The sequence below is a fragment of the Bacillus sp. LL01 genome (assembly GCF_001037965.1).
The window spans coordinates 145,050-171,665 of record NZ_LFEL01000007.1 but is presented as its reverse complement, the minus strand read 5'-3'; the positions used below and the strand labels follow the sequence as shown (position 1 = coordinate 171,665).

The window sequence follows — 26,616 nt, the reverse complement described above, 5'->3', positions numbered from 1 at the left end:
ATGATGGAAAAACTACAATCCTTAGAGCAATTCAATCAATTGAAAAAAGAAACGGATGTCGTATTTATGTTTTCGGCGGATTGGTGCCCAGACTGCCGTGTCATTGAGCCGGTATTGCCAGCAATAATGGAGAAGTTTAGTCAATATACATTCGTTTATGTGGATAGAGACGAATTCATCGATTTATGTGCCGAGCTGAGTGTATTCGGAATTCCAAGCTTCGTTGCTTTCAAGAACGGGGAAGAGGCAGGTCGTTTTGTTAGCAAGGACCGGAAAACACAGGAAGAGATTGAAGCGTTTGTGGGATCTTTGGGTAAGTAAATGGGGAAATAGGAAGGGTGCAAGCGGGGAATTGGCTTGCACCTTTTTTGCGTTAAAATAAGAAAAACCAGGCATAACCCACCCGGTCCTTTTATCTAAAAACTTTAGTCGTTTGGTTAATCGCCGCTGTTCCTTTCCGCAAATGGCTGCGCTTTCCGCGGGGCGACCTTGAGCCTCCTCGGCAAGCCTGCGGGGTCTCAAGATTGTCGCTACTCCCCCGCAGGAGTCTTCGCCATTTGCTCCAATCCACAGCTAGGAATTTCAAGAACTTTTCGTTAATACTTTTTTCAGAAAGCTCAATTTAATGATATTTCTTTAACCTTTAGATGAATGAAGGTCACCTTGTTGATTGGAGTGGAAGGCGCGCAGACCCCCGCAAGCAAGCGAAGCGCCTGGAACGGAAATCAACAGAATTATATACTTACTTATTCTTTTACAAAAAAACCCCTCTCGTCCGAGAGGGGTTCTGTTCATTCTAAGTTATTAGTTGTTCTTTTTCCCAGGTTTCTCTGGCTTTGCAGGTTTCCCGGGCTTCCCAGGTTTTCCAGATCCGCCATCAACCGGCTCGTTGATGTACAGTTTACCGTCTGCAATAGCACGGGTCACATTGCCGAAGTCATCTGAAACTTTGACCTCGATTTCTGCGCCGCTAGCTACTACGCTTGAAGTAGCTGTCCAATAACCAACATAGTAGCCAGGAGATTGCTCCATCAATGGAAGTTCGACTGCGTTGCTTACGTCGTTACCTTCCATCATTGTTGCAGCGTTTGTTAATGGCATACGGATAGAGAATGTTGCACGAAGTCCTGGTTCACTGTTGAATTCAATCTTTACAGATTCCCCAGCTCTTAAGTGCTTGTCTTCCGTTGGCTTCAGGTTGGTAATTTCAGGAGCATCGTAGTTTGCAAAGACAGTAACATCTTGTCTTGTACGATTTCCAGCCAAGTCCTGAGCAACAACACGGATATTGTTTTCGCCATTCTCAAGCATTACTCTGTGAGAGTATGTTCCATCTGTCACAGTAGCTTTCTGCCCGTTCACTTTTACAAAATTCAAGTTCTCGTCCGCCACAGTACCTGTTACAGTTACTGTTTCACGGTTTGTTTTGGAACCATTTTCAGGACTTGTAATAGCAAGTTCAGGAGCTGTCTGATCAAGAATGACTGTTACAGGAGCAGATTCCTCCGTCTCGCCTGTTTCAGTAGATGACTTAGCAGTTAATACATTATCTCCTTCGGTCAAAGTAACATCAACAGCAAACGTTCCATCTTCAGTCGCCGTTGTAGTTGCCACTTCTTCCCCGTTGTTCAATACATGAACAGTTGTTGTAGGGGAAGCATTACCTTCTACTGTTACAGTTTCTTCATTTGTGAAGGAACCACCAGCAGGAGAAGTGATCGTTGGTGCAGTTACTTCAAAGTTAACCAATGCACGGATCATGTAGTTACCTTCTGCCTCAGGAGCAGGAGACCATGCTCCGCCTACATACTGCCAGCTGCGGGCAGCGTTTGGTCCATCTTCATCTGTTCCAAGTCCAGGTGCATTCGGGTTAGGTTGAGACTGGATGTAAACCATGTAGAAGTCTTGTTCTACGATGATTCCATGCTCTGCCAGGTCAACAGTTGTCCACTCACCAGTACGTAGGGCTGTACCGTCAAATGGTCCTGCAAGTTTGGATCCAGGAGCTCCATCTGTACCAGAAGCATCCCAAACCTCTACTTTAAAGTCAGTACCACCAGGTGTTGGCCATGTAGTATCCCAGAATCGGAATAATCCACCAGTTACAAGCGCACTGTTTTGACCTTCAGGTAGGGACATTTTTACTGCCCAACCGTTTCCGGCGTCATAGAATGCGCGGGCATTCTCAGCAGTGCCATCGTCATAGCCAATTTCACCAGGGTATCCGATGAATGGGCGTAATTCTAAATCAAGTTCAGTTGTTTCATCACCAATAATAGATACTTCTACCGTCTCACTATAGTAGGAAGGAGCCATAATACGTAATGTATAGTCGCCTTCTAAAGCGGTGATGGAGAAGTTACCGTTTTCATCTGTTGTTACAGGTGCAACGGCTGCATCTTCAAGAAGCATTAATGTTGCGTTCGTAATAGGTTCACCAGTGACACTGTTTGTTACAGTACCGCTAACTGTTCCACGTGCCATTTCTTCTAATACGAAGTTAGCGACGGCTTCACCGTCTGGAGCGATTTCAACTGTTTGCTGAGCTGGATGATATCCATATGCTTCAGCTTGCACAGTGAATGTGCCTGCTGCATGTAACAACTCGTATTGTCCGTTAGCAGGATTTGTGTTTACAGAACGGTTTGTTTCCAATACAGTAACTTGTGCCTGTAATGGAAGAACTTGAGGATTGATGTCCTCTTTCACAGTTTCTTCTTTTTTAGGAGTAGCAACCGGATGGATTTTATCTGGATTTACTTGCTCCTCTTTAGCTTCTACTTTCTCTTCCTTAGTCACTTCCAGCTGAGTGGAAGCTGATGCTGCATTAGATTCTGCAGCTAATGCTACATCATCAATATACCAACCTGTACGTACTACACTTCCATCAGTTGTTACATTGAAGCCGATGTAAATTCGTTGACCAGCATACTCAGAAAGGTCTACTTCTCTAGCAGTCCAGCTTTCGCTGATACCGTCAAAACGTAGAAGTTGAGTCCAGTTCTCTTGGTCTGTAGAAACAAATACGTGACCAAAATCGTAACGTGTTTCAAGGTTGAACCAGTTCATGAACTGAAGGTATGCACCACTATCTTCAGGCAGGTCGATAGGAGGCATCACAAGTGTCATGTTCGCGCTGTTGCCATAGTTACCGGAAAGGTTAGTACCATACACTTTCTCGCCAGAGTTGGCTGCAGGTGGTCCCGCAGTCGGAACTCCCCACTCCCATGAGTTAACAGCACCGAAAGAGTACCAGCCCACAGGTTCAGATTCGAAATCTGTGGAATAGCCAACCGTGATACCAGGCTGTACACTCACTTCATACGTATCAGATGTTACATCATTGCCGCCAAAGTCGACAATATGCCAACTATATGAAACGGAAGGCTCAGCAATGTCATCCCCAGGGATGGAAGCTGTGTACGTGGCATCGTTATAAGAACCAGAAGCACGCTCAGCAGCTACGCTCACCATTTCGCCTGCAGAATTTTCATATTGTAATGTTACAGAAGAAATACTCACGTTATCCTGAACATGAATGCTTAAAGGCAGGTTCATGCCAGCATATGTCTCAGCAGGAGCAGTATGTTCGAATGTTGGAGATTCGTCATCTTCTCCATCCTTTGCAACTTGCCCTTTCACTTTTCCTAGACCGGAAATGATGGAAGACACTGCATCAAATGCATTGACGATACCATGTCCATATCCGTTGTTTGGAGACTCAGGGAAATTGGAATCTGTTCTTTCAGTTGCAGTAGTCATCAAAATTTCCTCAATGTCAGCAACAGTCAAGTTAGAGTTAACCTGCTTTAGTAACGCAACAACACCAGCTACGTGCGGGCTTGCCATGGAAGTTCCACTAGCAGCGCCGTAGCTGTTACCAGGGAAGGAAGAACGAACTCCAACACCAGGTGCAGATACTTCAGGCTTAATTTCTTGATAAGGTGATGGACCTTGTAAAGAGAAGCTCGCAAGGTTCATGTTCACATCCGTTGCACCAGTGGCAAAAGATTCTGGATAGTTACCAGGAGTTGAAACAGATCCAGGACCACCAGGATTTCCAGCTCTTGTGTTACCTGCAGCGAATGCAGGGAAGATATCAGCTGCTACCCATGCTTGGACCATTGGACGATACCACTCATCTAAACCTGGTCCGCCGCCCCAAGAGTTGTTAACAACGTCCGGAGCCATCGCAGGGTTTGGAGTTCCGCTAGCATCTTTAGGAGCTAGAATCCACTCACCAGCTGCAAGTAACGCAACGTCCGTACCACCGGATGGAGTAAATGCTTTAACGCCGATCCATTTTGCTCCAGGAGCAACACCGACTTGGTTGGATCCGTTCGGCTCAGCACCAACCATTGTACCTGTTACGTGCGTACCGTGACCGTCATCATCGTAAGGAGTGGATTGGTTTGCAGGAGTAGCATCAAACCAGTTATATTCATGATTCGCACTACCACCATTGTAGCCACGATATTTTTCCATTAATGCCGGGTGATCCCACTGGACACCAGTATCAATGCTTGCAACGACAGTGCCTTGACCGTCAACACCCATTTCCCATGCTTGAGGTGCACCGATTTGAGCAACGCCCCACTCGATGTTCTCAAGTCCTGCAGCAGGCTTTTCTTCCACTGCAATTTCAGTTGTGGCAGCTGCTTCTGCTGCCGGGTCCAACTGGCGTACTTCGTTTGGTAGAAGCTTTTCGATTTCTGGGAATCTAGCAAGCTCTTCCATTACTTCTTTCGTAGCAGTAACGGCCATACCGTTTACTACATAGAAGGATTGGATGTCCTTTGCTCTTCCGTCTGCTACCGCTTTTTCAAGATACTCTTTTACATTTGCTTGGGTTTCGATAGATGTTGCTCTTAACTCAGAGACAACAGCATTACGTTTCATCAGTTTTTCTTGACCAGCAGAAGCTTTTTGAAGCTTTGCTGTTTTCATAGCTTTTTCAGCTACAGCCAATGTATCCACCTGTTCCTTAAATTTGATAAGGAACGTAACTTGTTCCCCGTCTTTAGAGAACTGTGTGGACAACCGATCCGGAATCTTGCTTGCCATCACTTCTTTTGATTCCCCTAAAGAAACAGAAGCTTTTTTCCCTTGTGCAGAAGCTGTACCCGGGACAAAGCTTGGGGCGATCAGTAATAAACACATAATAATACTGAATACTCTAGCAAAATTACGTTTTTTCTTCCTGCTCATTCAACATCCCCCTTTAAATTTAAATGCAAAAAACCGATGACTTTCCCCCTTTGCCAAAAGAATTTCCACCAATCATCGCTGTTCGGCAGAATCTTGCATTATGTAGGAATATCTCGGTGACATCTTTAGATTAATAAACTGTGTAGAAGAATAGTGTCGAAAAAGAAGGAAAACTATCAGAATATTCTAAAAATAGTCCGTAAGTTTCAGACAAGTTTTTCAAGCTAGTAAATTGGTAGAGGTTGGATAAAAGTGTTAAATGGAAGAATAAATGTAAAAAAATTCTATCACTACTAGAGTTTTGCATGCTCTTTCCTATAATACTAATGGTGTATAGAGAATAGGGAGAATAGCCTAATTAGAACTACTTGGTTGAAAATATGACAAAAACAAGAAAAACTTACTAGTGTTCGTATTCCTAAAAGAATAAAGGAAACCTGTATAAGCATTAAGTTTCAGGTGTTTCAGTGAATGGGAGGGTATTTTGTAGGAGGAAAAGGATAGGGATTGTAGAAAGAGGGTATTAAGACCACTGTGTATAGGTCAAGCGAACAAACTGTAAAATATTTGAATTACTGCTGTCAAAACAATATTCGACAATTACATTATCCTTCTGTTTTGTTGTACAATAAGGGTTGACCTAAAATGAGAGAAAGGATTGTTCCTTATGGAAAAAATGACAATACTGAAAATCAGACGCCTTTTTGAAGATAAATTGGCCCATCCCAATTGGGTTTTTACATACGATAGAGAAAAAGAATCCTTACGTGTGGAGGATAAGGAAACACAGAAGGGAATAACAATAGCCCTTCAAGGAGTGCTTTCTAAATATGAACAAACGAATGATCTCCAAGCTGTTGAAGAATACGTGTACTATGTAAGAGAAGCACTCACAAGTATGAAAATGCCTGTCCGGTTGAATGGGGCAGAACGCCATATCTATCCTGTCATCCGTTCCACTTCGTTTCCTACATCAAGCAATGACGTGCCTCTGGTGTATGACGACCATACAGCGGAAACAAGGATATACTATGCTGTTGACTTGGGTAAATCCTACAAATTAATAGATGAAAACATCCTTCAAAGAGAAAACCTATCCAAAAACACTATTAAAGAAATGGCTATGTTCAATGTCAGATCATTGCCTACAAGTGTGAAGGAAGATGTGGTAGCAGGGAACACCTTTTATTTTGTACGTTCCAATGATGGTTACGATGCAAGCAGGATCCTTAATGATTCCTTCTTGGATTCATTTAAAAGGAAAGTGACAGGAACTATGACAGTAGCTGTTCCCCATCAGGATGTACTGGTACTGGCGGATATTCAAAATGAGGTGGGATACGATATATTGGCAGAATTGACGATGAGCTTCTTTGCGAATGGGAAAATTCCTATAACCGCCTTATCTTTCTTATATGAAGAAGGGGAACTGGAACCTATATTTATCTTAGGAAAAGATAATAAAAAAAACAACAAGTGATATCGAATTAAAGAATTGAATGGTAGAAAAACACGGTGACGCTGCGAATATTATATATATTGAAACAAATCACAGTGATTTTTGAGCATCTTGTTTACCACTGGATTACTCTAGTGTTTTTTTGCCTACTGAACCTCCTAAGAAAGAGTGTGATATATGTGAACTGGTTTAAAAAGCTGTTTGCTCAGCTAAGTGATGAAGAAGAGGAATCTCTTGAGCAAGATTATGCTAAGAAACCGGAAAATAAACAAAAGCAGTCAACAGCAAAAGTGGCTTATCAATACCCAACCGGTAAATTTCGCTTTCCGCTTATTCCGGATGAAGGTGTAACGGAACAGTCAAGCAAGAGGAAAAAAAGAGAGAAGACAAAGAGTCCTAAGTCAAGTAAACCACCTGAACAAAAGAAATTTGACCACGTAAAAGAAAAGCCAAAAAGCGAGTTGGCAGAAACAACAAAGAAGAGTGAGCCTGAAAAGAGAAAAGCTGTTCACCCACAAAAGAAGTTCGAAAAAGTAACAAATACAAGTAAGAAGCCTTTTCATCCGACAGAGGTTGTATCTCCTATATACGGATATAAATCTCGTCCACCAGTTCAGAAAAATGAGGAATTTATACCGGAAATAGAATTAATGAGTAAAGAGTCTGATTTACAGGATATTGAAGAGCATAACCCGCTTGAAACCTATCCTAATGTTAATGAAAGCTATGCTCCTTTGGTAGAGTTAGAGAATGAGAAGGTACAAGCATTTAGTGACAGTCTGATAGAAGAGAACCATGAACCTCAGGTAGTGGAAGAGACTGTTTCTGTTATGGAAACCCAAGAAGATTTAAACAAACCATTAGATGTAGAACCTGTTATCGAAGTGGTCGACGCTGAAAAGAAATGGGAATTTGTTGAAAAAGAAGAAGTCCAAGAGCTATATTCCGAGGATGAAAGCTTACTTGATGAAATAGAAGAGCAGAAAAAGGTGGAAGAACAACCAGAACCGGTACCTGTTTTTGAGAAGAAAGAAGCAGAAACTGTAACATATGAGGAATCTGCGGCAGCCGTTGAGCATGTGCGACCTATTGAAGCGAAGAAAGAGCGTCAGAATCCAGAAGCCTCAGGACCGAAAGATTCGAATAATAAGCAGCATATTCCTTTCAATGTCATTATGCTTAAACAGGATAAACGATCCCTTGAAAGAAAACAACAAGTGGTGACAAGAGAAGAGAGTACACAGCCTTACTACAGAAAACCTTCTATCACCATGCTTTCAATTCCACCACAGCATTCCCTGGATGATCAGGAATGGGTAGAAGCTCAGAGGCAGTTGCTCGATGAGACGTTGCATCATTTCAGGGTCGGAGCGAAAGTGGTGAAGGCTACCCAAGGACCATCTGTCACACAGTTTGAAGTACAACCGGAGCCTGGGGTAAAGGTGAACAAAATTACCAATCTGAGTGATGATATCAAGCTAAGCCTGTCTGCACGAGATATCCGGATGGAGGCGCCTATTCCGGGGAAAAACACGATTGGAATCGAAGTGCCCAACCGTGTGAGTAAGCCTGTTTTCATAAGGGAGATTATTCGCCATCCATCCTTTATCCAGCATACTTCACCGTTGACAGTTGCATTAGGGTTGGACATCTCGGGTCAGCCGGTAGTATTGGATTTGCAGAAGATGCCCCACGGATTGATAGCGGGTGCAACTGGATCGGGGAAAAGCGTTTGTGTAAACTCTATCATTATGAGTTTGCTATATAAAAGCAGTCCTGATGAAGTAAAGATGCTCTTGATCGATCCTAAAATGGTGGAACTTACACCATATAACCACATTCCTCATTTAGTAAGTCCTGTTATCACCGATGTCAAAGCGGCCACCGCAGCTCTTAAATGGGCAGTAGAAGAGATGGAACGTCGGTATGAGCTGTTTGTTCATGCTGGAGTACGGGATATTGGTAAGTACAATGAAAATGCGAAGAAGCATAAACAAGAGACATTACCATATATGGTGATCATCATTGATGAGTTGGCAGATCTGATGATGGTTGCACCAAGTGACGTGGAGGAAGCAATATGCCGAATTGCACAAAAAGCGAGAGCTTGCGGAATGCATTTGCTCATTGCAACCCAGCGTCCTTCTGTTGACGTCATCACGGGATTGATAAAAGCGAACATCCCGACAAGAATCGCCTTTTCTGTTTCCTCTCAGGTCGATTCCAGAACCATCATTGATATTGGAGGTGCCGAACGTCTACTGGGCAGAGGGGACATGCTGCTATTGGAAAACGGTGCGCCAAAACCGATCAGGGTGCAGGGGAATTTCGTATCTGATGAAGAGATTGAAAAAACGGTGAATCACGTCCGTAAGGAGCAGAAGCCCAGTTATCTTTTTGAACAGAGTGAGCTGTTGAAGGAGAGTGCCAGTAAAGATGAGGACGAGCTGTTCTTGGAAGCATGTCAGTATGTAGTAGATCAGAACGGCGCTTCCACCTCCAGCCTGCAAAGAAGGTTCCGCATCGGCTATAACCGTGCGGCACGCTTGATGGAGCTAATGGAGGATCACGGTGTCATATCAGGACCAAAAGGCAGTAAAGCAAGGGATGTTCTTGTGTCGGATGAGGAACTTGTCAGTATGCAAGATTCTGACTATTAAAGCTCTGTAACAGGAAATGTTGTAAATGGATACAAACTTCTATTATTATAAATAATAGTAGACAATAGGAGTCGGCATATCCGGCAAGACAGTAACCCAAATATAGGGTCGTAAGGAGCTTTTAAGAGGATGAAAGAAATTGAGTTGAAGCTACAAGGTAAAATAAAAAGGCTGACCAATCGCACTTTCAAGTTTGATGAGCGTGTGAAAGAAGGATGGTTCTCAGCCGTATATTTTTTGAAAACCCGTGAAATCGTAAAAGAATTCAAGCCAGATAATATTGTTACCATGCAGTTTTTTCAAAAAGAACATGCAGTATTATGCGGAACAGACGAAGTGATAGCTTTAATCAAAACCTTCGCTGAAGACCCAGAATCGCTTGAAATCTACTCATTAAAAGACGGGGACAAAATCTCTCCGTTTGAAACAGTTCTGACCATTACAGGTCCTTATCAAAATTTCGGCTTTTTAGAAGGTGTGATTGACGGGATCCTGGCCAGAAGAACTTCTGTGTCCACGAATGTCTATAATGTGGTGAAAGCTGCAGGACAAAAGCCCGTCATCTTTATGGGTGACCGTGACGACCATTATACACAACAGGCAGGAGACGGTTATGCTGCACATATTGGTGGATCCACTGCCCAAGCAACTCATGCAATGAACGAATGGTGGGGCAAAAAAGGGATGGGCACCATGCCGCATGCTCTTATACAATTATTTAACGGGGATGTTGTGGAAGCTTCCAAAGCCTACCATGCGAAATTCCCGGAGGATGATCTGCTTGTACTGGTGGATTACAATAACGACGTGATTACAGATGCATTACGCGTAGCCAGAGAATTCGGAGACAAGCTGAAGGGTGTCCGGGTGGATACTTCAAGAACAATGATCGATCAGCATTTCATCCGCCATCAGGATGTATTGGGAACCTTTGATCCGCGAGGGGTAAATGCCCCATTGGTATTTGCTTTGCGTGAAGCGCTAGATGATGAAGGCTTCCACCATGTGAAAATAGTGGTGAGTGGCGGATTCAGCGAGCAACGCATCAAGGAATTTGAAGAACTGAACGTACCGGTCGATATTTATGGTGTCGGTGGTAGTCTGCTGAAGATCCATATCGGTTTTACGGGGGACAATGTTGTATTGAACGGGGAGCCCCAAGCAAAGGCCGGTAGAAAGTACCGCTTTAATGAACGTCTAGAAAAAGTGGACTGACGTATATCGTCCCATGTTTAATGGGAAAACTGGTAGAAAAAAGAGTCTATCAGTTTTTCTTCTGTCTTTTCAGAAGGCTCTTTTCTCAAAGATTGTTGCTATTCACTAGTAAAAAGTCGGCAATTGGACTTTTTACAGGATATCTACTCTAAAACAGGCATGTAGTTTATTCCGCACAGCCGGGAAAAGAGCACGACAGTAAGGAATATAACGGTTGGTTTAACATTTCGAAAAAGCAACAAAGTTTACGAAAACAGCCTTTCAGAAGATCGAACTGAACTAGAGGAATTTTTCAATTAGTGTTATAATAGGTGGCTGGTAGGCAAAGTACTTTTCTACATATGGTTTGAACCCTGCAATATAGGGGAATTAGCAATTTTAGACGCTTATCATATAATGGAATATCCATTCAGAGAAAGCGATGTCTTGAAAAAAAATAAACTATTAATCAGTTCGTTTGCAGAAAAGTAATCGAATTATATATAGATAAATGTTGGAGGTTTTTTCATGACCATTTATCATTTTGTTGGTATAAAAGGTTCAGGAATGAGTGCACTTGCGGGGATTCTCGACGATATGCACTTCAAAGTTCAAGGCTCAGATATTGAAAAAAGGTTCTTTACTCAAAAAGGACTTGAAGAAAAAGGCATCCCGATCCTTCCGTTCGATAAAGACAATATTAAGGAAGATATGACAGTAATTGCCGGTAATGCATTTCCTGACACACATGAGGAAATCGAGGCGGCGAAGCAACTGAATGTACCTGTCATCCGTTACCCACAATTTCTCGGACAGTTTATGGAGAAGTACACAAGTGTAGCTGTTACTGGAGCCCATGGAAAAACATCCACAACAGGATTGCTTTCCCATGTCATTCAAGGGGCAAAGCCGACATCTTATCTAATAGGGGACGGTACTGGCCGAGGTGTAGAAGACAGTGAGTACTTCGTCTTTGAAGCATGTGAATACAAAAGGCACTTCCTATCCTATTTTCCTGACTACACGATCATGACAAACATCGACTTTGATCATCCCGATTATTTCGGCAGTATCGATGATGTGTTTAATGCCTTCCAAGAGATGGCCTTGCAAGTGAAAAAAGGAATCATCGCCTGTGGAGACGACGAGTATCTGCAAAAAATTCAAGCCAAAGTCCCTGTTATCTATTACGGCTTCGGTGAAGAGAATGATTTCCAGGCCCGTCATGTGGAAAAGTCCACAGAAGGGACAACATTCGATGTGTTTGTCCGTAACAACCATTACGCAACCTTTAAAATAAAGGGCTATGGCGACCACAATATCATGAATTCATTAGCAGTAATCGCTCTTTGTCATTACGAAGAGATTCCGGTTGATGTAATCCAAAGCCAGTTGCTTACATTTGAAGGGGTAAAACGCAGATTCTCTGAGAAAGTGGTCGATTCACAAGTGTTGATTGATGACTATGCGCATCATCCAACGGAAATTCGTGCCACCATCGATGCTGCGAATCAAAAATACCCAGACCGAAACGTCATTGCTGTCTTCCAGCCACATACCTTTACTAGAACGCAAACCTTCTTGAACGAGTTTGCCGAAAGCTTAAGCGGAGCGGATCAAGTCTACCTATGTGATATTTTCGGCTCTGCGCGTGAGAACCAAGGGAAACTGACGATCAATGACCTGTTGGAAAAAATAGATCAGGCAGAGATACTGACGGAAGAAGGGACGGAATTATTGGCAAAGCATGAAAATAGCGTAATCATTTTCATGGGTGCCGGAGATGTTACAAAGTTCCAGGAAGCGTATGAAAAGTCGCTACAGCATTAATAGAAATTGATTGAAGAACCGGTTTTCCTTTGCGAGAAGGGAGGCCGGTTTTTTCTTAAAAAGTAAGACAAGTATAAAATCCGGTTGATTTCCGTTTTTCACCGATAGGATAACTAAAAACTATCTTAAAGAGACGACTGGTTTCTAGCTGTGGATTGGAGCAAATGGCGAAGTCTCCTACGGGGGAATAGCGACAATCTTGAGACCCCGCAGGCGAACGCCGAGGAGGCTCAAGGTCGTCCCGTGGAAAGCGCAGCCATTTGCGGAAAGGACCAGCGGTGATCAACCAAACAGCTAAAGATTTTTCGCTTTAAAAGGACCGGGCTTTTTCTGCACGGTTTTTCTTAAAGAAAAAACCATCCACATTTCGAAATGTGGATGGTTCTCAAAAAGTAAACCTATTTCAAGTTCTCCGGATTTAATCCTTCAAGCTCTGAAACAACAAACCTTCCATCTTTTCTGATCAATACATCGTCAAAATAGATTTCTCCCCCACCATATTCAGGGCGCTGAATCATTACCATATCCCAATGGATATCAGAATTGTTGCCGTTCCATGCATCTTCATACGCCTGACCAGGAGTGAAGTGGAAACTGCCATCGATCTTCTCATCAAATAGGATATCCTGCATCGGATGTTGGATATAAGGGTTTACTCCTATTGCAAACTCCCCGACAAAACGGGCACCTTCATCTGTATCGAAAATTTTGTTGATACGTTCGGAATCATTAGCAGTTGCTTCAACGATTTTACCATCGCGGAACGTCAACTTTACATTCTCATAAGTGAATCCTTGATAAGGAGATGGAGTGTTGTACGTAATAGTACCATTAACGGAATCCTTAACTGGTGCTGTGTAAACTTCTCCGTCCGGGATGTTCATTTCACCAGCACATTTAATGGCAGGGATATCTTTAATTGAGAAGGTCAAGTCTGTTCCTTCACCTGTAATACGAACTTTGTCCGTTTCGTTCATCAAATCTACCAATGCATCCATAGCATTGCTCATTTTTCCGTAATCCAAGTTACATACGTCGAAATAGAAGTTTTCGAACCCTTCTGTGCTCATCTTGGCAAGCTGTGCCATGCTGGCATTCGGATAACGAAGGACAACCCATTTTGTTTTAGGCACACGGATGTCACGGTGTACTTTCTTTCCTACTGTACTGCCTTGAATTTTTTGCTTGTCATCAGGCACATCTGATAGTTCTGAGATGTTGTCACCTGAACGAAGTCCGATATAGGCATCCATGTTCTTCATAACATCTGCTTCAAAATCCGCTTTCATGTTAAATTGTTCTTCCTGTGCACCCATTAAAAGCGCACGGTCGACCTGAACATCCTTCAATGATACGAAGGGGTAGCCTCCTGCTTTGTATGCTTCATCTACAAGTGCAACGACAAGCTCCCTTTGCAGTCCGAAGTTCTCGATTAATACCTTTTCCCCTTTTTGAAGACGGACGGAATAGTTGATCAGATTTTTTGCAAGTGTTTGAATCCGAGGATCTTTCATTGTTTTGCCCCCTAATGAAATTGGTTATGTACCTCCTATATTGTAACCGATTTCGCGAATATTGTTGAATTTTTTGTCTATAAAAAAAAGTAATATTTTCTACAAATCTTTTGTTTTTTGCAGGGATTTTCTTTTTGTCCTAGAATAAAAAGGGGTATAGGATGTTTAAACTGTAACATGTAGGGTAAATAGTAAGTATGTATATCAGCAGCCAGGAGGTGTCACTTTGAGTGAATTGCTTTACATTAGCGCAATTATTGTAGCTATTGCTTTTTTAATATTGGTTATTTTTGTTTCAAAAACCCTTCTATCAGTGCAAGGCACATTAAATCAAGTAGCCGGGACTTTAGGTAGCATTGAAAATCAGATGAAGGGGATCACATCCGAGACAGAGCAGATATTACATAAGACCAATGTATTAATGGACGACATTCAGGACAAGTCGCAGCAACTTAATACGGTTGTAACTGCTGTTAAGGATGTAGGTACTTCCATTCAAGGATTTAATCATTCCGTATCACGTTTATCTAATAATGTTGCCCAGCAGCTAGATCAAAATCAAGATAAAGTGTCCCAAGTTGTACAATGGTCCAATGTAGCAATGGAGCTTGTCGACAAATGGAATGAAAGAAAACAGAAAAACAAAATCAACAAATTATGAGGAGGAATCGGAAATGAGCAAAGAAGAGATGAATAATCAAGAGGTAAACAAAGACAGTATCAATGCAAAAGATTTATTGATTGGAACATTGATTGGTGGAATCGTGGGTGCTACAACAGCCCTTTTTCTAGCTCCTAAATCCGGTAGAGAACTTCGTGGTGATATTACAGACCAGGCAACGCAACTTAAAGAGAGAACTGACCTTTGGAAGCTTCAAGCTACTGAATATACTAGTGAACTTGCTGAAACTGCAAAAGATAAAACGAACCAATTATCAAAGGCAATCACTGACCAAACCCAACAGGTGATGGATAAAGTGAAGCAATTGAGAGAGAAAAATGGAGATGTGTCCTTGGAATTGCAGGAGCAGGTTCAGGATATTATTTCTGAAGCGGCTACAGCCATTGAAAATGGAACAGATGATATGTCCGATGAAGTTAAACAAAGACTTGAAGAGACAAAAGCTGCGTTGGAAGACGTGGAAAAAAAGTTATCTGAAAGTGATGAAGAGCAAAAGAACGTAAACGCATAACTTGAGAATAAAACGGCGAAGTGGTATGATAACTTCGCCGTTTTTAATTTCATTATTAAACAGAGAAGGGTGTAGTACTATGAGTAAAACCGTCATTCACACTGTAGAAGAATTTGATCAGCTCGTCCAGGAAAATGAGACTTTCCTATTCTTTAAAAACAGTACAACTTGTCCAATCAGTCATGCTGCATATGAAGAATTCGAGAATTTCGTAGCAGATCAGGATCAGGTCCCTTGCTTTTATTTAAATGTCCAAGAAGCGAGACAACTTTCCAATCATATTGCAGAAACTACTGAAGTAAAGCATGAATCTCCTCAAGCACTATTGTTCAAGGATGGAAAAGTGGTTTGGAATGCATCCCACTGGAAAATCACTTATTCTTCATTACAGGAGAATGTAAAATAAAACGAACGTGCGTGTATGCACGTTCGTTTTATTTTGTAGCTTAAACTCGGACGCTTCTGTTCTCCCACTGTATATCTAGTTCATCTCCATGATCAATTAGGTCATAAAAGGAGGACTCTGCTCCATTTTTCTTCAGAAGGAAGGAGCCTGCACCTTGTGGTCTTTCTATTTCCACGAACCGGAACATGTCTTGAAAGATAAAAGGTTCTTTTCGTCTGACCATGAGTTGCAGATGGTCTCCTCTTTTCAGAATATCCTCTTCTTCTAACAACTCCCCATTACGGTAAAATTCAAGTAAGATTTTAGAAAGTACAACTTTGTTTCCCTTATAGGTGACGGCAATTTCCTGCTTTGTTTCGTACTGTTGGAGAACGGACAGCATTTTGACTGTTGGGCTTGCGGCCTGTTCCCAGCATATTCTATCATCATTGGAAAAGGTGTCGCCTGCAGGAACCTTAATACCGTTCTTCTTAATCTGTACAGAAAAGGAAGGGAGGATGGTTTGTTCATCATTGATGTATATGGAAAACGGTTCAAGCTCATCCTCATGAAAATCAGTAGTGGAAACAAGCAAATCTTTTATGGTATCCGGATAGGTGAATGTTACCTTATCCCGATCTGAAAGGGATTTGTCCATTTCAGCAGGTTCCCCGTTCACTAGTAATGTTGGAATGAGGTCATGGGTCTCTTCATTGAGTTGAATGGTTAAAGTAGTGCTCTCCATATCGGTCACTTGTCCGACTGTAGCGCTGGCTGATTTTCCATCTGAACCTTTCTCTACGACAATAACATCTCCATTTTTTATCGGATCAAAGCTTTGGGCAGCAACTCCGTTTTTGTAGATTTTTGGTGCCTTTCCAAAACTGCCAGGTATGGTGATGTTTTTCCCATTCACTTCTGCCATTAATGCCAATCCCGGTTTACCGACAAGCTTATTGATGCTTATACCTGAAGCTAAAAGGCTGTCACCAATAGTCAGTTTTTTAACATCAAACAACCTTACAGGAAGCTCGTTTACGGTGACAGAAACATATTCAATCGGTTTTTCTTTCGCAGCAATGGCAATTCCTATAGGTGTGATGAATTCAGGTCCTTTCACTGGAAAGTCTGTAGGCTGCAGCTGTTGTATACCATCCACTCCACGAATCGCAACACGATTTTCTGGCAAATTCAGTTTCTCCGCAATCAGAGATGGAAGTTTTGGGGTCAAACTACCGCCGCCTACAAGCATGACGGCTTTCGGAGCCTTTTGGTTATTTTGCCTTTTTATTTCATTAATGATGGAAGTTGCCAGCTTTTCGATGGACGGGAAGATCTGTTCTACCATTTCCGATTTTGATAGTGTCTGCTCAAAGCCAAGTATATCGGTAAAAGTGATTTCTTCTTTCGTCAGCATATCTCTTTTAGCCTGTTCAGCCTGTGGGAAGTCGAGCAGAAAGGCATCACTCACAGCTTCTGTAATCTCATCTCCTGCAACTGGAACCATTCCGTAAGCGGTTACGGTTCCGTCCATAGAAATAGCTACATCGGATGTACCTGCTCCAATATCGACCAACGCAATATTAAGGCGTCGCATCGACTGTGGAATGAGAACATTGATGGCGGCAATCGGCTCGAGTGTCAGCGCTTCGAGTTGCAGATTGGAGCGCTGCAGGGCGGAAATCAGCGATTCCACGACAATTTTAGGTAAAAAGGTGGAGATGATTTCGACCGATGCCTTTTCTCCTCGCTGATCAAGTAAACTGCCAATTTCTTCTTCATCCAAATAATAGCGAAGCACTGAATAGCCGACACAGAAATACTGGTTGGTATGATTAATCTCATTCTCTTGCAATAGTTTCCGTTGAGCTTCCTGTACAGCAGCCAATTCAAGAAGGAAAATATCCTCTTCTTGAAATAAGGCTTTCCCTTTGATGTCCTGGGTGGAAAAGGCTGTCTGAGTCTTTAACGCCCTCCCTGCAGCGGCCACACAAACTTTTGTCAATGGGCCATGCTTTTCTTCCAATTGCTCTTTTACATATGTAATAACCTTTGACACAGCCAATATATCGTGGATTTGTCCATCGAGCATCGCGCGTTCCTCATGCTCTTGAACAACTAAATCCACAATGCGATATTTCTTCTCATCTTGTTCTAGCAACAGGCCTACAACCGACCTTGTTCCGATGTCCAATGCGAAAATCAAAAACATTCACCATCCCTATATAGCATCATATAATACTTTACCGCTTAAAAGCGTTTAATTAATAAAGAGAAAATCCGTGACATTCTGAAAGTCATCGTTTATAATAACTAATTAATAGAAATGTACCACAACTCGGTACTGTTATAAATACAGAAAGGATGAAATTATATGAGTCATAACGAACTAGATGCCTTGCGAAAACAAGTCGAAGAACTGAACTTACAACTATTAGAGGTAATCAACAAGCGCGGTGAGCTTGTCCAGGAAATTGGAAAGCTAAAAGAAGCGCAAGGTGTAAATCGATATGACCCAGTCCGTGAAAGAAAAATGCTGGACTTGATCACGGAGCATAACGATGGACCTTTCGAAACTTCAACCTTGCAACATCTATTCAAAGAGATATTCAAAGCAGGCTTGGAACTGCAAAAGGATGATCACAGAAAAGCACTGCTAGTTTCCCGTAAGAGAAAGCCGGAAGACACGGTTGTGGAAGTAAAAGGTGTAAAAATCGGCGATGGATCACAAAACTTCATCATCGGTCCTTGTGCAGTTGAAAGCTATGAACAGGTGGCACAAGTAGCTCAGGCAGCAAAAGCGCAAGGAATAAAACTTCTTCGCGGCGGTGCATTCAAACCTAGAACTTCCCCTTATGACTTCCAAGGCTTAGGTCTTGAAGGATTAAAAATATTAAAACGTGTTGGTGATGAATTCGATATGGCGATCATCAGTGAAATCATCAACCCTGCTGATATTGAAGTGGCATGCGATTATGTGGATGTCATCCAGATTGGTGCACGAAATATGCAAAACTTCGAATTACTGAAAGCTGCAGGAGCAGTGAGAAAGCCTGTCCTCCTCAAAAGAGGACTTGCTGCAACCATCGATGAATTCATAAACGCAGCAGAGTACATCATCTCCCAAGGAAATGATCAAATTATCCTTTGTGAACGAGGAATCAGAACGTACGAGAAGGCTACACGGAATACATTAGATATTTCTGCCGTACCAATCCTTAAAATGGAAACTCACTTACCTGTATTTGTGGATGTTACACACTCTACAGGTAGAAGAGACCTTCTATTACCAACAGCAAAAGCTGCTCTTGCAATTGGTGCAGATGGGGTTATGGCTGAAGTACATCCTGATCCCGCGGTTGCATTATCTGACTCGGCACAGCAAATGGACATTGATCAGTTCAATGAGTTCATCACCGAATTGCGTAGCCACTATGCGTACAAATTATAAGCAGATTTCACCAAGACGAGCGGGCAAAACGCTCGTCTTTGTCTGTTTTCATAAGTTTTCATAAAAAATTTACATTTAGTAAAAGATATAAGCAGGAGTATAGTAAATTCATTGCTTGTCTGCTTAGAATAACGTATGATTATTAGATAAATGCGTTATTTTGCCAAATTTATCTTATTAAATATTGCCTTACATAGATGCATGTATATAGAAGGAGAGTGTGTGTGAATGAACGTAACGATTTATGATGTTGCCAGAGAAGCGAATGTTTCCATGGCAACCGTTTCCCGAGTAGTAAACGGAAACCCGAATGTAAAACCGACAACAAGAAAAAAAGTATTGGAAGCAATTGAACGTCTTGGATATCGTCCTAATGCAGTAGCAAGAGGACTAGCAAGCAAAAAGACAACAACAGTAGGAGTTATCATCCCAGATATCTCGAATATCTTCTATGCAGAACTGGCACGGGGTATTGAAGATATTGCCACCATGTACAAATACAATATTATCTTAAGCAACTCCGACCAAAATGTGGACAAGGAGTTACACCTGTTAAACACAATGCTTGGCAAGCAAGTAGATGGAATTGTTTTCATGAGTGGTAATATTACAGAAGAACTTGCAGCTGAATTCGAAAGGTCACCTGTTCCAATTGTATTGGCAGCTTCCATTGAAAAAGACAATAAGGTGCCGTCTGTAACTATCGATTATGTCCAGGCTTCCTTTGATGCAGTAACAGCATTGATCGAAAAAGGCCATAAACGTGTTGGATATGTATCAGGTCTTTTCCATGAACCGATTAATGGAGAGAAGAAACTGACAGGATATAAACGAGCATTGGAAGAGGCTGGCATATCCTATGAAGAGGAAATTGTTCTGGAGGGTGACTATTCCTACGACTCAGGAATTGAAGCAGTTGAAAAACTGATTGGTCTTAAAGACCGCCCAACAGCAATTTTTGTAGGTACCGATGAGATGGCATTAGGGGTCATCCATGGGGCTCAGGATAATGGGCTGAATATCCCTGAAGACATCGAGGTTATCGGTTTTGATAACACGAAACTTGCAACAATGGTTCGTCCACAGCTTTCTACAGTTGTCCAACCGATGTACGATATCGGTGCAGTTGCAATGAGACTTTTGACGAAATTCATGAATAAAGAAAAAGTGGAAGACCAAACTGTCGTACTTCCTCATAGAATTGAATTTAGACGCTCAACAAAATAAAAATGCTGTCGATATAGATAGTAAAAGAAGAGGACAAAATCTCCAAACTTTGTCCTCTTTCTTTATTCAAGAAAATGATATATGTCATGTTAAATGGAGTCCCCCTGTTGATTGAAGAGCAAGGTGTGAGACTCCGGCGGGAGGTAGCGGTAGACTTGAGACCCCGCAGGCAAAGCCGAGGAGGCTCAAGCACCGCCCCGCGGAAAGCGAACACCTGGAACGGAAATCAACAGGAGTTAAACAGTACACACACTCTAAATACACACAGCTTTATCAAAAAACATAAACATGAGCGTTTAAGGTCAGGGGAGAAAGTATGAAAAAGTTTGATATGTTAACACCAATAGGTCTCGTTCTCGGATTAGCAATGATTTTGTTCGGTATCGTAAATAATTCAGGGTTCAACGGAGCAAGCAACTTCCTGCATCTTCCCTCTTTTCTAATAGTGATAGGGGGAACGCTTGGAGCTCTCTTAATCACATTCAACCTGAAAGAGATGAAGGTAATGCCAACTGTAGTGAAAGCGGCCTTTTCAAGACAGGAAAATGAATTGCCGAACTTGATTGAAACATTTGTGAGGCTATCAGACCGAGCTAGAAGAGAAGGGTTATTGGCTCTTGAGGCAGAGCTTGAAGAAGTGGAAGATGATTTCATCAAAAAAGGCGTGCTGCTAGCGGTGGATGGGGTCGAACCGGAAGTGATCCATGATATTATGAATGCAGAAATTTCAGCAATGGAAGAAAGGCATATAAAGGGAAGAAGCATTCTCGAAAAAGCGGGAGATTATGCACCGTCATGGGGGATGATCGGAACGCTCATCGGATTGGTACTGATGCTGAAAAACCTGAATGACCCGACTACGCTTGGACCTAATATGGCCATTGCCATTCTGACAACATTATATGGAACACTATTAGCGAATCTCGTTTTTCTCCCGATGGCTAGTAAACTAGCAAATAAAACAGAAAAAGAAGTATTCTTAAAACAAATTATCATAGAGGGTGTCATAGGCGTTCAATCTGGTCAAAACCCCAAGATACTGGAAGAAAAGCTTTCCGCTTTCCTTTCCAATCAAGATCGTGTAAAAAAAGATGAAGCAGTGGCTGAAACGCTCGAGGAGAACTTCCAATGAAGCGTCAAAAAAGGGCACCAGCTGAAAAAGGTGCACCAAAATGGATGGTTACGTTTTCCGATCTATTCATGCTTGTCCTTGTATTCTTCATTTTACTCTTTTCCATGTCACAGATAGATCTGGTGAAGTTTAAAGCGGTGGCAGAATCTTTTAAGCAAGTGAATATTCTTGATTACAATCCTTCGGCTGTCCCTTTTGAGAACCCGACAGATTTTTCCGTCAATACGGAATCGACCAATAACCAAGATGATGTTTCCAACGAACAGGACGAAACAGAAACGGAAACTGAAACAAAAACCGGGAGAGAATCTGATAGCCTTCAGGAACTCCTGGTCGAAGTAAAGGTATTCTTAGCGGAAAATGATTTGGAAGATGTGGTGGTTGCCAACCGGACTGAACGTGGCATAGTGCTTGTTCTGGAAGAAAAGGTGTTGTATGAGACGGCTGAAGCAAGGATACTTCCGATTGCTCATCCATTCTTGGACAAAGTGGGAATGCTTTTGACAAAAATCCCTAACTTGGTCAAGATAGAGGGTCATACCGATAATCGTCCAATCTCAACCGACAAATTTCCTTCCAACTGGGAATTGTCTGCAGCCAGGGCAAGTAGCGTCATCCGATATCTTGTGGATTCACACGACTTGGATCCTGAGCGCTTTGTTGCAGTAGGATATGGTGATACAAGGCCGATTGTGGAAAATATCTCAAGTGAAAATTACCAAAAAAACAGACGTGTCGAAATTGTCATCTCCGACCCACAGCAGGAAGAAAGAATCGACTGATAAACGAAAAACCAGCTCCACGCAAAAAGGCGTAGGGCTGGTTTTTATGTTTTTTTATCCAATCTGTGAGTTATCATTTCGCAGATGACTGATAGGGTATAATGCCTTCAGTAGAATTTGTTTATTTTTCTCGGTAATCTCCTGTTTACGCGGGATAGGTTTGTACATATTCGTTTTGTCTTCCCATGTATTAGGCAATTCCACAGGTGATTTACTTTTCCAAGCATTAATCCAATCTTCTGATAAAGAACCTTGCACGTCGTTCTTTTCGATCATTTCCAACCAGATATGGGACCATGCTCTTGGAACGACTCTCCATATATCATAGCCTCCGCCTCCTACTCCAATCCATTTCCCCTTGCAATATTGGTGGGCTATTTTATGGGCCAGCTTAGGTATCTCCCTGTACACTTTTATTGAAGTAGAAAGATGTGTAAGAGGGTCATAGTAATGAGCGTCCGCGCCATTTTGGGTAAGAATAACATCAGGTTTAAAGAATTCGGCGATTTCCGTTAATGCTTGTTCGTAAACTTCCAAAAAGGAGTCGTCTTCAGTAAAGGCATCGATTGGTACATTGAATGAATACCCATAGCCATCCCCTTGGCCACGCTCGTTAACATTTCCTGTACCAGGGAATAGGTAGCGGCCGGTTTCATGGATGGATAAGGTGCAGACATCCGGATCCTCGTAAAACGCCCACTGGACACCATCCCCATGGTGTGCATCAGTATCGACATAAAGAACTCGGGCTTTATATTTTTCCTGTAGATATTTAATGGCAACCGCGGTGTCATTGTAGATGCAAAAGCCGGATGCCTTGCCGCGGAAACCATGATGAAGGCCGCCACCAAGATTCAGCGCATGTTCGGATTTACCAGTCATGACCTGGTCGACTGCGGTTAACGTGCCGCCTACAAGCAGTGCGCTCGCCTCATGCATATCTGGAAAAATAGGGGTGTCTTCCGTCCCAAGCCCGTAGTTGTTTGCTTTTTCTGTAGGCAATTGCCCTTTTCCAGCCAATTTAACTGCTTCAATATAGCGCGGATCATGAACTAGCGCCAATTCTTCATCTGTAGCCATTCTTGGCGGAACAATATCCTGGAATGACAGATGATTGCTCTTTTGAAGCAGATCATATGTCAATTTGACTCTCAGTTGATTGAAAGGATGATTCTCGCTGAATTTATACGTTTGAAAATCATCCGAGTAAACAAAGACAGCTTTCTTCATGATGTCACACCCGGCAAGTTCGGCCATAGCACTTCATAGCCTTCCTCCTGTAAGTCATGGATGACTCCGGTAGGGTTCATCGTTTGAACACGGAAGACTAGAATCTTAGACTGCTCATCCTGATGAGGGTAGACAAGCACACTGAGAATATTCAATTTTCTTTTGCTTAAAATGGAAGTCACTTCAGCCAGTTTTCCGGCGATATTTTCCACCTTCACTTCAAACTGGGATGCCGGCTGGTTTGCCCCGGTCAATTGTACAAACGTGTACAGAAGGTCCGTCTCTGTAACAATTCCTACGAGTTTTGAGTCTTGGATAATTGGCAGGCAGCCAATCTTATATTCGAAAAAAGTGGCGGCAACCTCCTCTACAAAATCGAGGGGGTGACCTGTCAATAGATTTGTCTTCATCACTTTTGAAAGGGGCTGCTGCAGATCCTCTTGCGCACTGTTTTCATATAATGCTGCCTGTAATCCGTTGCGTACATCTCTGTCAGATATGATCCCGACCAATTGCTGATTGCCATTTACAATTGGAATGTGACGGATGCTCTTTTCTTCCATAAGATGAAGCGCATGCTCGACAGTATCTGTTGGCAGCAATGTAAAGACATTTTTCTTCATAATTCTTTCTACAATCATGGTCTTTCCTCCTTGTCAAACAAGTTCCCATAAGACATCATATGCTAGTACATAAAGCGGTTGTGAAAGCGAAGTTGATCAAATTTCTGAACGGATTCAGGATCGATATTCTTTCCGATTCTGGCCATCAGACAGTTGGCAGGATGAGAGCTTATCTCCGGGTCATCTGTTGCATAATATTCCAGTCCGCCTGCATTCATCATTTTCTCCATTATTTTTCGATATTCCCAGACATTTAGGCCAGTGCCCTTCAAATCCCAATGCCAGTAATATTCTGTTGTTATAACTATATAGTTTTCCATCATTTCATCCATCATGGATACCTGTAGCAATGATTTTCCTACAGAGCTGCCCCGAACTTCTGGTACGACTTCAATAGCCCCGAGCTCAATGAGGTTCTCCATCTTGCCTTCGGACCATCTCTCCATCGGATCGGGATATAGATACGTTACATATCCAACAATGGTATCCTGTGTTCTTGCGATGATGATTCTTCCCTCGGGAAGCCCTGCAATTTCAATCAAGGCTTTTCGCTGCTGTTCTGGAGGTCTAAATGCAACAAGATCCTTATGAAACTCATAGCTTGCCAGTTTCTCGGGAGTAACAGGCCCTTCTATGATCAAACGGCTGTTTCTTGTTCTAATCTCTTTGGCGTTATACGTTTTTCTATGTTCCATCTAAGTTCCCACCCACTTTTACTTACAAGAATAATAGTAAATCTCTAGCTATATTTTCTCATTTTACTAGAATAACACAAGATAAATAAAACGCTTTCATGGCATTCTATCTCTAGTCTACTAGAAAATACGAAATTATTCATGTAATAATATCAATTTTTAAAAAATTGAGAAAAAACCCTATCTGTACTATAATAGAATTGTAGATTATACATAAGGGGTGTTTGTGGATGAAAGTGGAAGCGTTACCAGTAACGAAGGGAAACTACAATCTAGAAGACTATGAACAAACCTATCGCAATTTTGATTGGTCAGAGGTGGAAAAGAATTTCAGCTTTGCAGAAACAGGAAGAGTCAATGTGGCTTATGAAGCAATCGACCGCCATGCAGAATCTGCACGAAAAAATAAAGTTGCATTGTATTACCGTGATCCGGAACGTGATGAAAAGTACACGTTTAAGGAAATGAAAGAGATGTCCAATAAAGCGGGAAACATTTTAAAACAGACTTGTGATGTGGAAAAGGGCGACCGTGTCTTTATCTTTATGCCACGTTCACCGGAATTATATTTTGCTGCCCTTGGAGCTATCAAGCTTGGTGCGATTGTCGGACCATTGTTCGAAGCGTTCATGGAAGGCGCTGTAAAGGACCGTCTGGAGGATAGTGAAGCGAAAGTGATCATCACCACACCGGAACTTTTTAAGCGCATCCCATTTGATGACCTGCCTGCATTGAAGCATGTTGTGCTTGTAGGAGAAGACGTGAAAGAGGAAGGTCCTTTTGTAGACTTTAATTCCCGTATGAAAGAAGCGAGTAAGAAACTTCAGGTGGAATGGGTGGAAAAGACGGATGGCTTGGTGCTTCACTATACTAGTGGATCCACCGGTAAGCCAAAAGGAGTGCTCCATGTCCACAATGCAATGGTCCAGCATTATCAGACGGCGAAATGGGTGCTTGATCTGAAGGAAGAAGATGTGTACTGGTGTACAGCTGACCCAGGTTGGGTAACAGGTACAGCCTACGGAATATTCGGTCCTTGGCTTGTCGGGGCATCCAATGTCATTGTTGGAGGTCGTTTCAGACCGGAAGCATGGTACGAGACAATCGAGGATTACGGAGTATCCGTATGGTACAGTGCGCCAACAGCATTCCGTATGCTGATGGGAGCAGGAGATGAAGTGGTGAAAAAGTACGACCTTTCTTCGCTTCGCCATATCCTGAGTGTCGGGGAGCCATTGAACCCGGAGGTTATTCGCTGGGGGGTAAAGGTATTCAACCTGCGTGTCCATGATACCTGGTGGATGACGGAAACAGGTGCGCAATTGATTTGTAACTATCCATCCATGGAGATTAAGCCTGGTTCCATGGGTAAACCGATCCCTGGTGTGGAAGCAGCAATCGTGGACGATCAAGGAAACGAACTGCCGCCATACCGCATGGGCAACCTTGCTATCAAAAAAGGCTGGCCATCCATGATGCACACCATCTGGAACAACAAAGAAAAATATGAGTCCTACTTCATGCCGGGCGACTGGTATGTATCAGGGGACTCCGCCTATATGGATGAAGAAGGATACTTCTGGTTCCAAGGGCGTATCGATGATGTGATCATGACATCAGGAGAGCGGGTTGGACCATTTGAAGTGGAAAGCAAGCTTGTCGAGCATCCAGCAGTAGCTGAGGCTGGAGTAATCGGTAAACCGGATCCGGTACGTGGTGAAATCATTAAGGCGTTCGTTGCCCTTCGTGATGGCTACACAGCAAGTGACGAGCTGAAAGAAGAAATTCGTCAATTCGTAAAACGTGGGCTTGCAGCTCATGCAGCACCACGTGAAATCGAATTCCGCGACAAGCTTCCGAAGACCCGTAGCGGTAAAATCATGCGTCGCGTGTTAAAAGCATGGGAGCTGGATCTACCGACTGGTGATTTGTCTACAATGGAAGATTAATAAGTTTGAAATAGAAACAACCTGCCGTAATTCCGGTGGGTTGTTTTTTTCGATATTTTAAAATTTCGTATTGCGAAATAAACC

At 42.5% G+C, this 26,616-nt stretch carries 19 protein-coding genes; 13 read left to right on the top strand and 6 right to left on the bottom strand.

Features of this window, described 5'->3' with window-relative positions; genetic code table 11:
* Positions 1 to 3 precede the first annotated feature (3 nt).
* Entirely contained in the window at positions 4 to 321 is a 318-nt protein-coding gene (locus tag AB685_RS18975) for a thioredoxin family protein (RefSeq protein WP_047972196.1), read from the top strand.
* Between the two features lie 483 nt (positions 322 to 804).
* On the opposite strand, the gene AB685_RS18970 is transcribed toward AB685_RS18975, so the two are convergent.
* Positions 805 to 5,208, bottom strand: a complete 4,404-nt coding sequence (locus AB685_RS18970; protein ID WP_047972177.1) for a S8 family peptidase — start codon at positions 5,206 to 5,208, stop codon at positions 805 to 807.
* 667 nt (positions 5,209 to 5,875) lie between these two features.
* Here AB685_RS18970 and AB685_RS18965 point away from each other — a divergent pair.
* From AB685_RS18965 to murC, 4 genes are all read left to right on the top strand, one after another.
* Complete coding sequence (locus tag AB685_RS18965; protein ID WP_047972176.1) at positions 5,876 to 6,688, top strand: DUF1444 domain-containing protein; 813 nt, start codon at positions 5,876 to 5,878, stop codon at positions 6,686 to 6,688.
* Between the two features lie 158 nt (positions 6,689 to 6,846).
* Positions 6,847 to 9,327 (top strand): DNA translocase FtsK, encoded by a 2,481-nt coding sequence (locus tag AB685_RS18960; protein ID WP_053073888.1) that lies wholly within the window; start codon positions 6,847 to 6,849, stop codon positions 9,325 to 9,327.
* 129 nt (positions 9,328 to 9,456) lie between these two features.
* Positions 9,457 to 10,542: a nicotinate phosphoribosyltransferase gene (locus AB685_RS18955; protein ID WP_047972175.1), complete on the top strand. Its 1,086-nt coding sequence runs from the start codon at positions 9,457 to 9,459 to the stop codon at positions 10,540 to 10,542.
* Between the two features lie 507 nt (positions 10,543 to 11,049).
* On the top strand, positions 11,050 to 12,351 hold the full coding sequence (gene murC / locus AB685_RS18950; RefSeq protein ID WP_047972174.1) for a UDP-N-acetylmuramate--L-alanine ligase: 1,302 nt from the start codon (positions 11,050 to 11,052) through the stop codon (positions 12,349 to 12,351).
* Positions 12,352 to 12,749: 398 nt separating this feature from the next.
* Here the strand turns inward: murC and AB685_RS18945 are convergent, their stop codons facing one another.
* Positions 12,750 to 13,865 carry an aminopeptidase gene (locus AB685_RS18945; RefSeq protein WP_047972173.1) on the bottom strand — a complete coding sequence of 372 codons (1,116 nt, stop codon included), beginning with the start codon at positions 13,863 to 13,865 and terminating at the stop codon, positions 12,750 to 12,752.
* Positions 13,866 to 14,091: 226 nt separating this feature from the next.
* On the opposite strand from AB685_RS18945, the gene AB685_RS18940 reads away from it, so the two are divergent.
* From AB685_RS18940 to ytxJ, 3 genes are all read left to right on the top strand, one after another.
* A complete protein-coding gene (locus AB685_RS18940; RefSeq protein WP_047972172.1) occupies positions 14,092 to 14,526 on the top strand; it encodes a DUF948 domain-containing protein in 435 nt (144 codons plus the stop codon).
* Positions 14,527 to 14,539: 13 nt separating this feature from the next.
* On the top strand, positions 14,540 to 15,058 hold the full coding sequence (locus AB685_RS18935; RefSeq protein ID WP_241773344.1) for a YtxH domain-containing protein: 519 nt from the start codon (positions 14,540 to 14,542) through the stop codon (positions 15,056 to 15,058).
* 79 nt (positions 15,059 to 15,137) lie between these two features.
* Entirely contained in the window at positions 15,138 to 15,464 is a 327-nt protein-coding gene (gene ytxJ, locus AB685_RS18930) for a bacillithiol system redox-active protein YtxJ (RefSeq protein ID WP_047972171.1), read from the top strand.
* A gap of 40 nt (positions 15,465 to 15,504) precedes the next feature.
* Here the strand turns inward: ytxJ and AB685_RS18925 are convergent, their stop codons facing one another.
* A complete protein-coding gene (locus tag AB685_RS18925; RefSeq protein ID WP_047972170.1) occupies positions 15,505 to 17,655 on the bottom strand; it encodes a cell division protein FtsA in 2,151 nt (716 codons plus the stop codon).
* Between the two features lie 162 nt (positions 17,656 to 17,817).
* Between AB685_RS18925 and AB685_RS18920 the strand changes: the two genes are divergently transcribed.
* From AB685_RS18920 to motS, 4 genes are all read left to right on the top strand, one after another.
* On the top strand, positions 17,818 to 18,894 hold the full coding sequence (locus AB685_RS18920; RefSeq protein WP_047972169.1) for a bifunctional 3-deoxy-7-phosphoheptulonate synthase/chorismate mutase: 1,077 nt from the start codon (positions 17,818 to 17,820) through the stop codon (positions 18,892 to 18,894).
* A gap of 228 nt (positions 18,895 to 19,122) precedes the next feature.
* Positions 19,123 to 20,121: a catabolite control protein A gene (gene ccpA / locus AB685_RS18915; protein ID WP_047972168.1), complete on the top strand. Its 999-nt coding sequence runs from the start codon at positions 19,123 to 19,125 to the stop codon at positions 20,119 to 20,121.
* 316 nt (positions 20,122 to 20,437) lie between these two features.
* Entirely contained in the window at positions 20,438 to 21,253 is an 816-nt protein-coding gene (gene motP / locus AB685_RS18905) for a flagellar motor protein MotP (protein ID WP_047972166.1), read from the top strand.
* A complete protein-coding gene (gene motS, locus AB685_RS18900; RefSeq protein ID WP_047972165.1) occupies positions 21,250 to 22,035 on the top strand; it encodes a flagellar motor protein MotS in 786 nt (261 codons plus the stop codon). Before motP ends, motS begins: the two co-directional genes overlap by 4 nt.
* Positions 22,036 to 22,089: 54 nt before the next feature.
* Here motS and AB685_RS18895 read toward each other — a convergent pair whose 3' ends face one another.
* From AB685_RS18895 to AB685_RS18885, 3 genes are read right to left on the bottom strand one after another with little or no spacing between them, the layout of a single operon-like run.
* Positions 22,090 to 23,268 carry an acetoin utilization protein AcuC gene (locus AB685_RS18895; RefSeq protein WP_047972193.1) on the bottom strand — a complete coding sequence of 393 codons (1,179 nt, stop codon included), beginning with the start codon at positions 23,266 to 23,268 and terminating at the stop codon, positions 22,090 to 22,092.
* Positions 23,262 to 23,906 carry an acetoin utilization AcuB family protein gene (locus AB685_RS18890; RefSeq protein ID WP_047972164.1) on the bottom strand — a complete coding sequence of 215 codons (645 nt, stop codon included), beginning with the start codon at positions 23,904 to 23,906 and terminating at the stop codon, positions 23,262 to 23,264. Before AB685_RS18890 ends, AB685_RS18895 begins: the two co-directional genes overlap by 7 nt.
* Positions 23,907 to 23,950: 44 nt before the next feature.
* Entirely contained in the window at positions 23,951 to 24,583 is a 633-nt protein-coding gene (locus AB685_RS18885; RefSeq protein ID WP_047972163.1) for a GNAT family N-acetyltransferase, read from the bottom strand.
* A gap of 230 nt (positions 24,584 to 24,813) precedes the next feature.
* Between AB685_RS18885 and acsA the strand changes: the two genes are divergently transcribed.
* Positions 24,814 to 26,532 (top strand): acetate--CoA ligase, encoded by a 1,719-nt coding sequence (gene acsA / locus AB685_RS18880; protein ID WP_047972162.1) that lies wholly within the window; start codon positions 24,814 to 24,816, stop codon positions 26,530 to 26,532.
* Positions 26,533 to 26,616 lie beyond the last annotated feature (84 nt).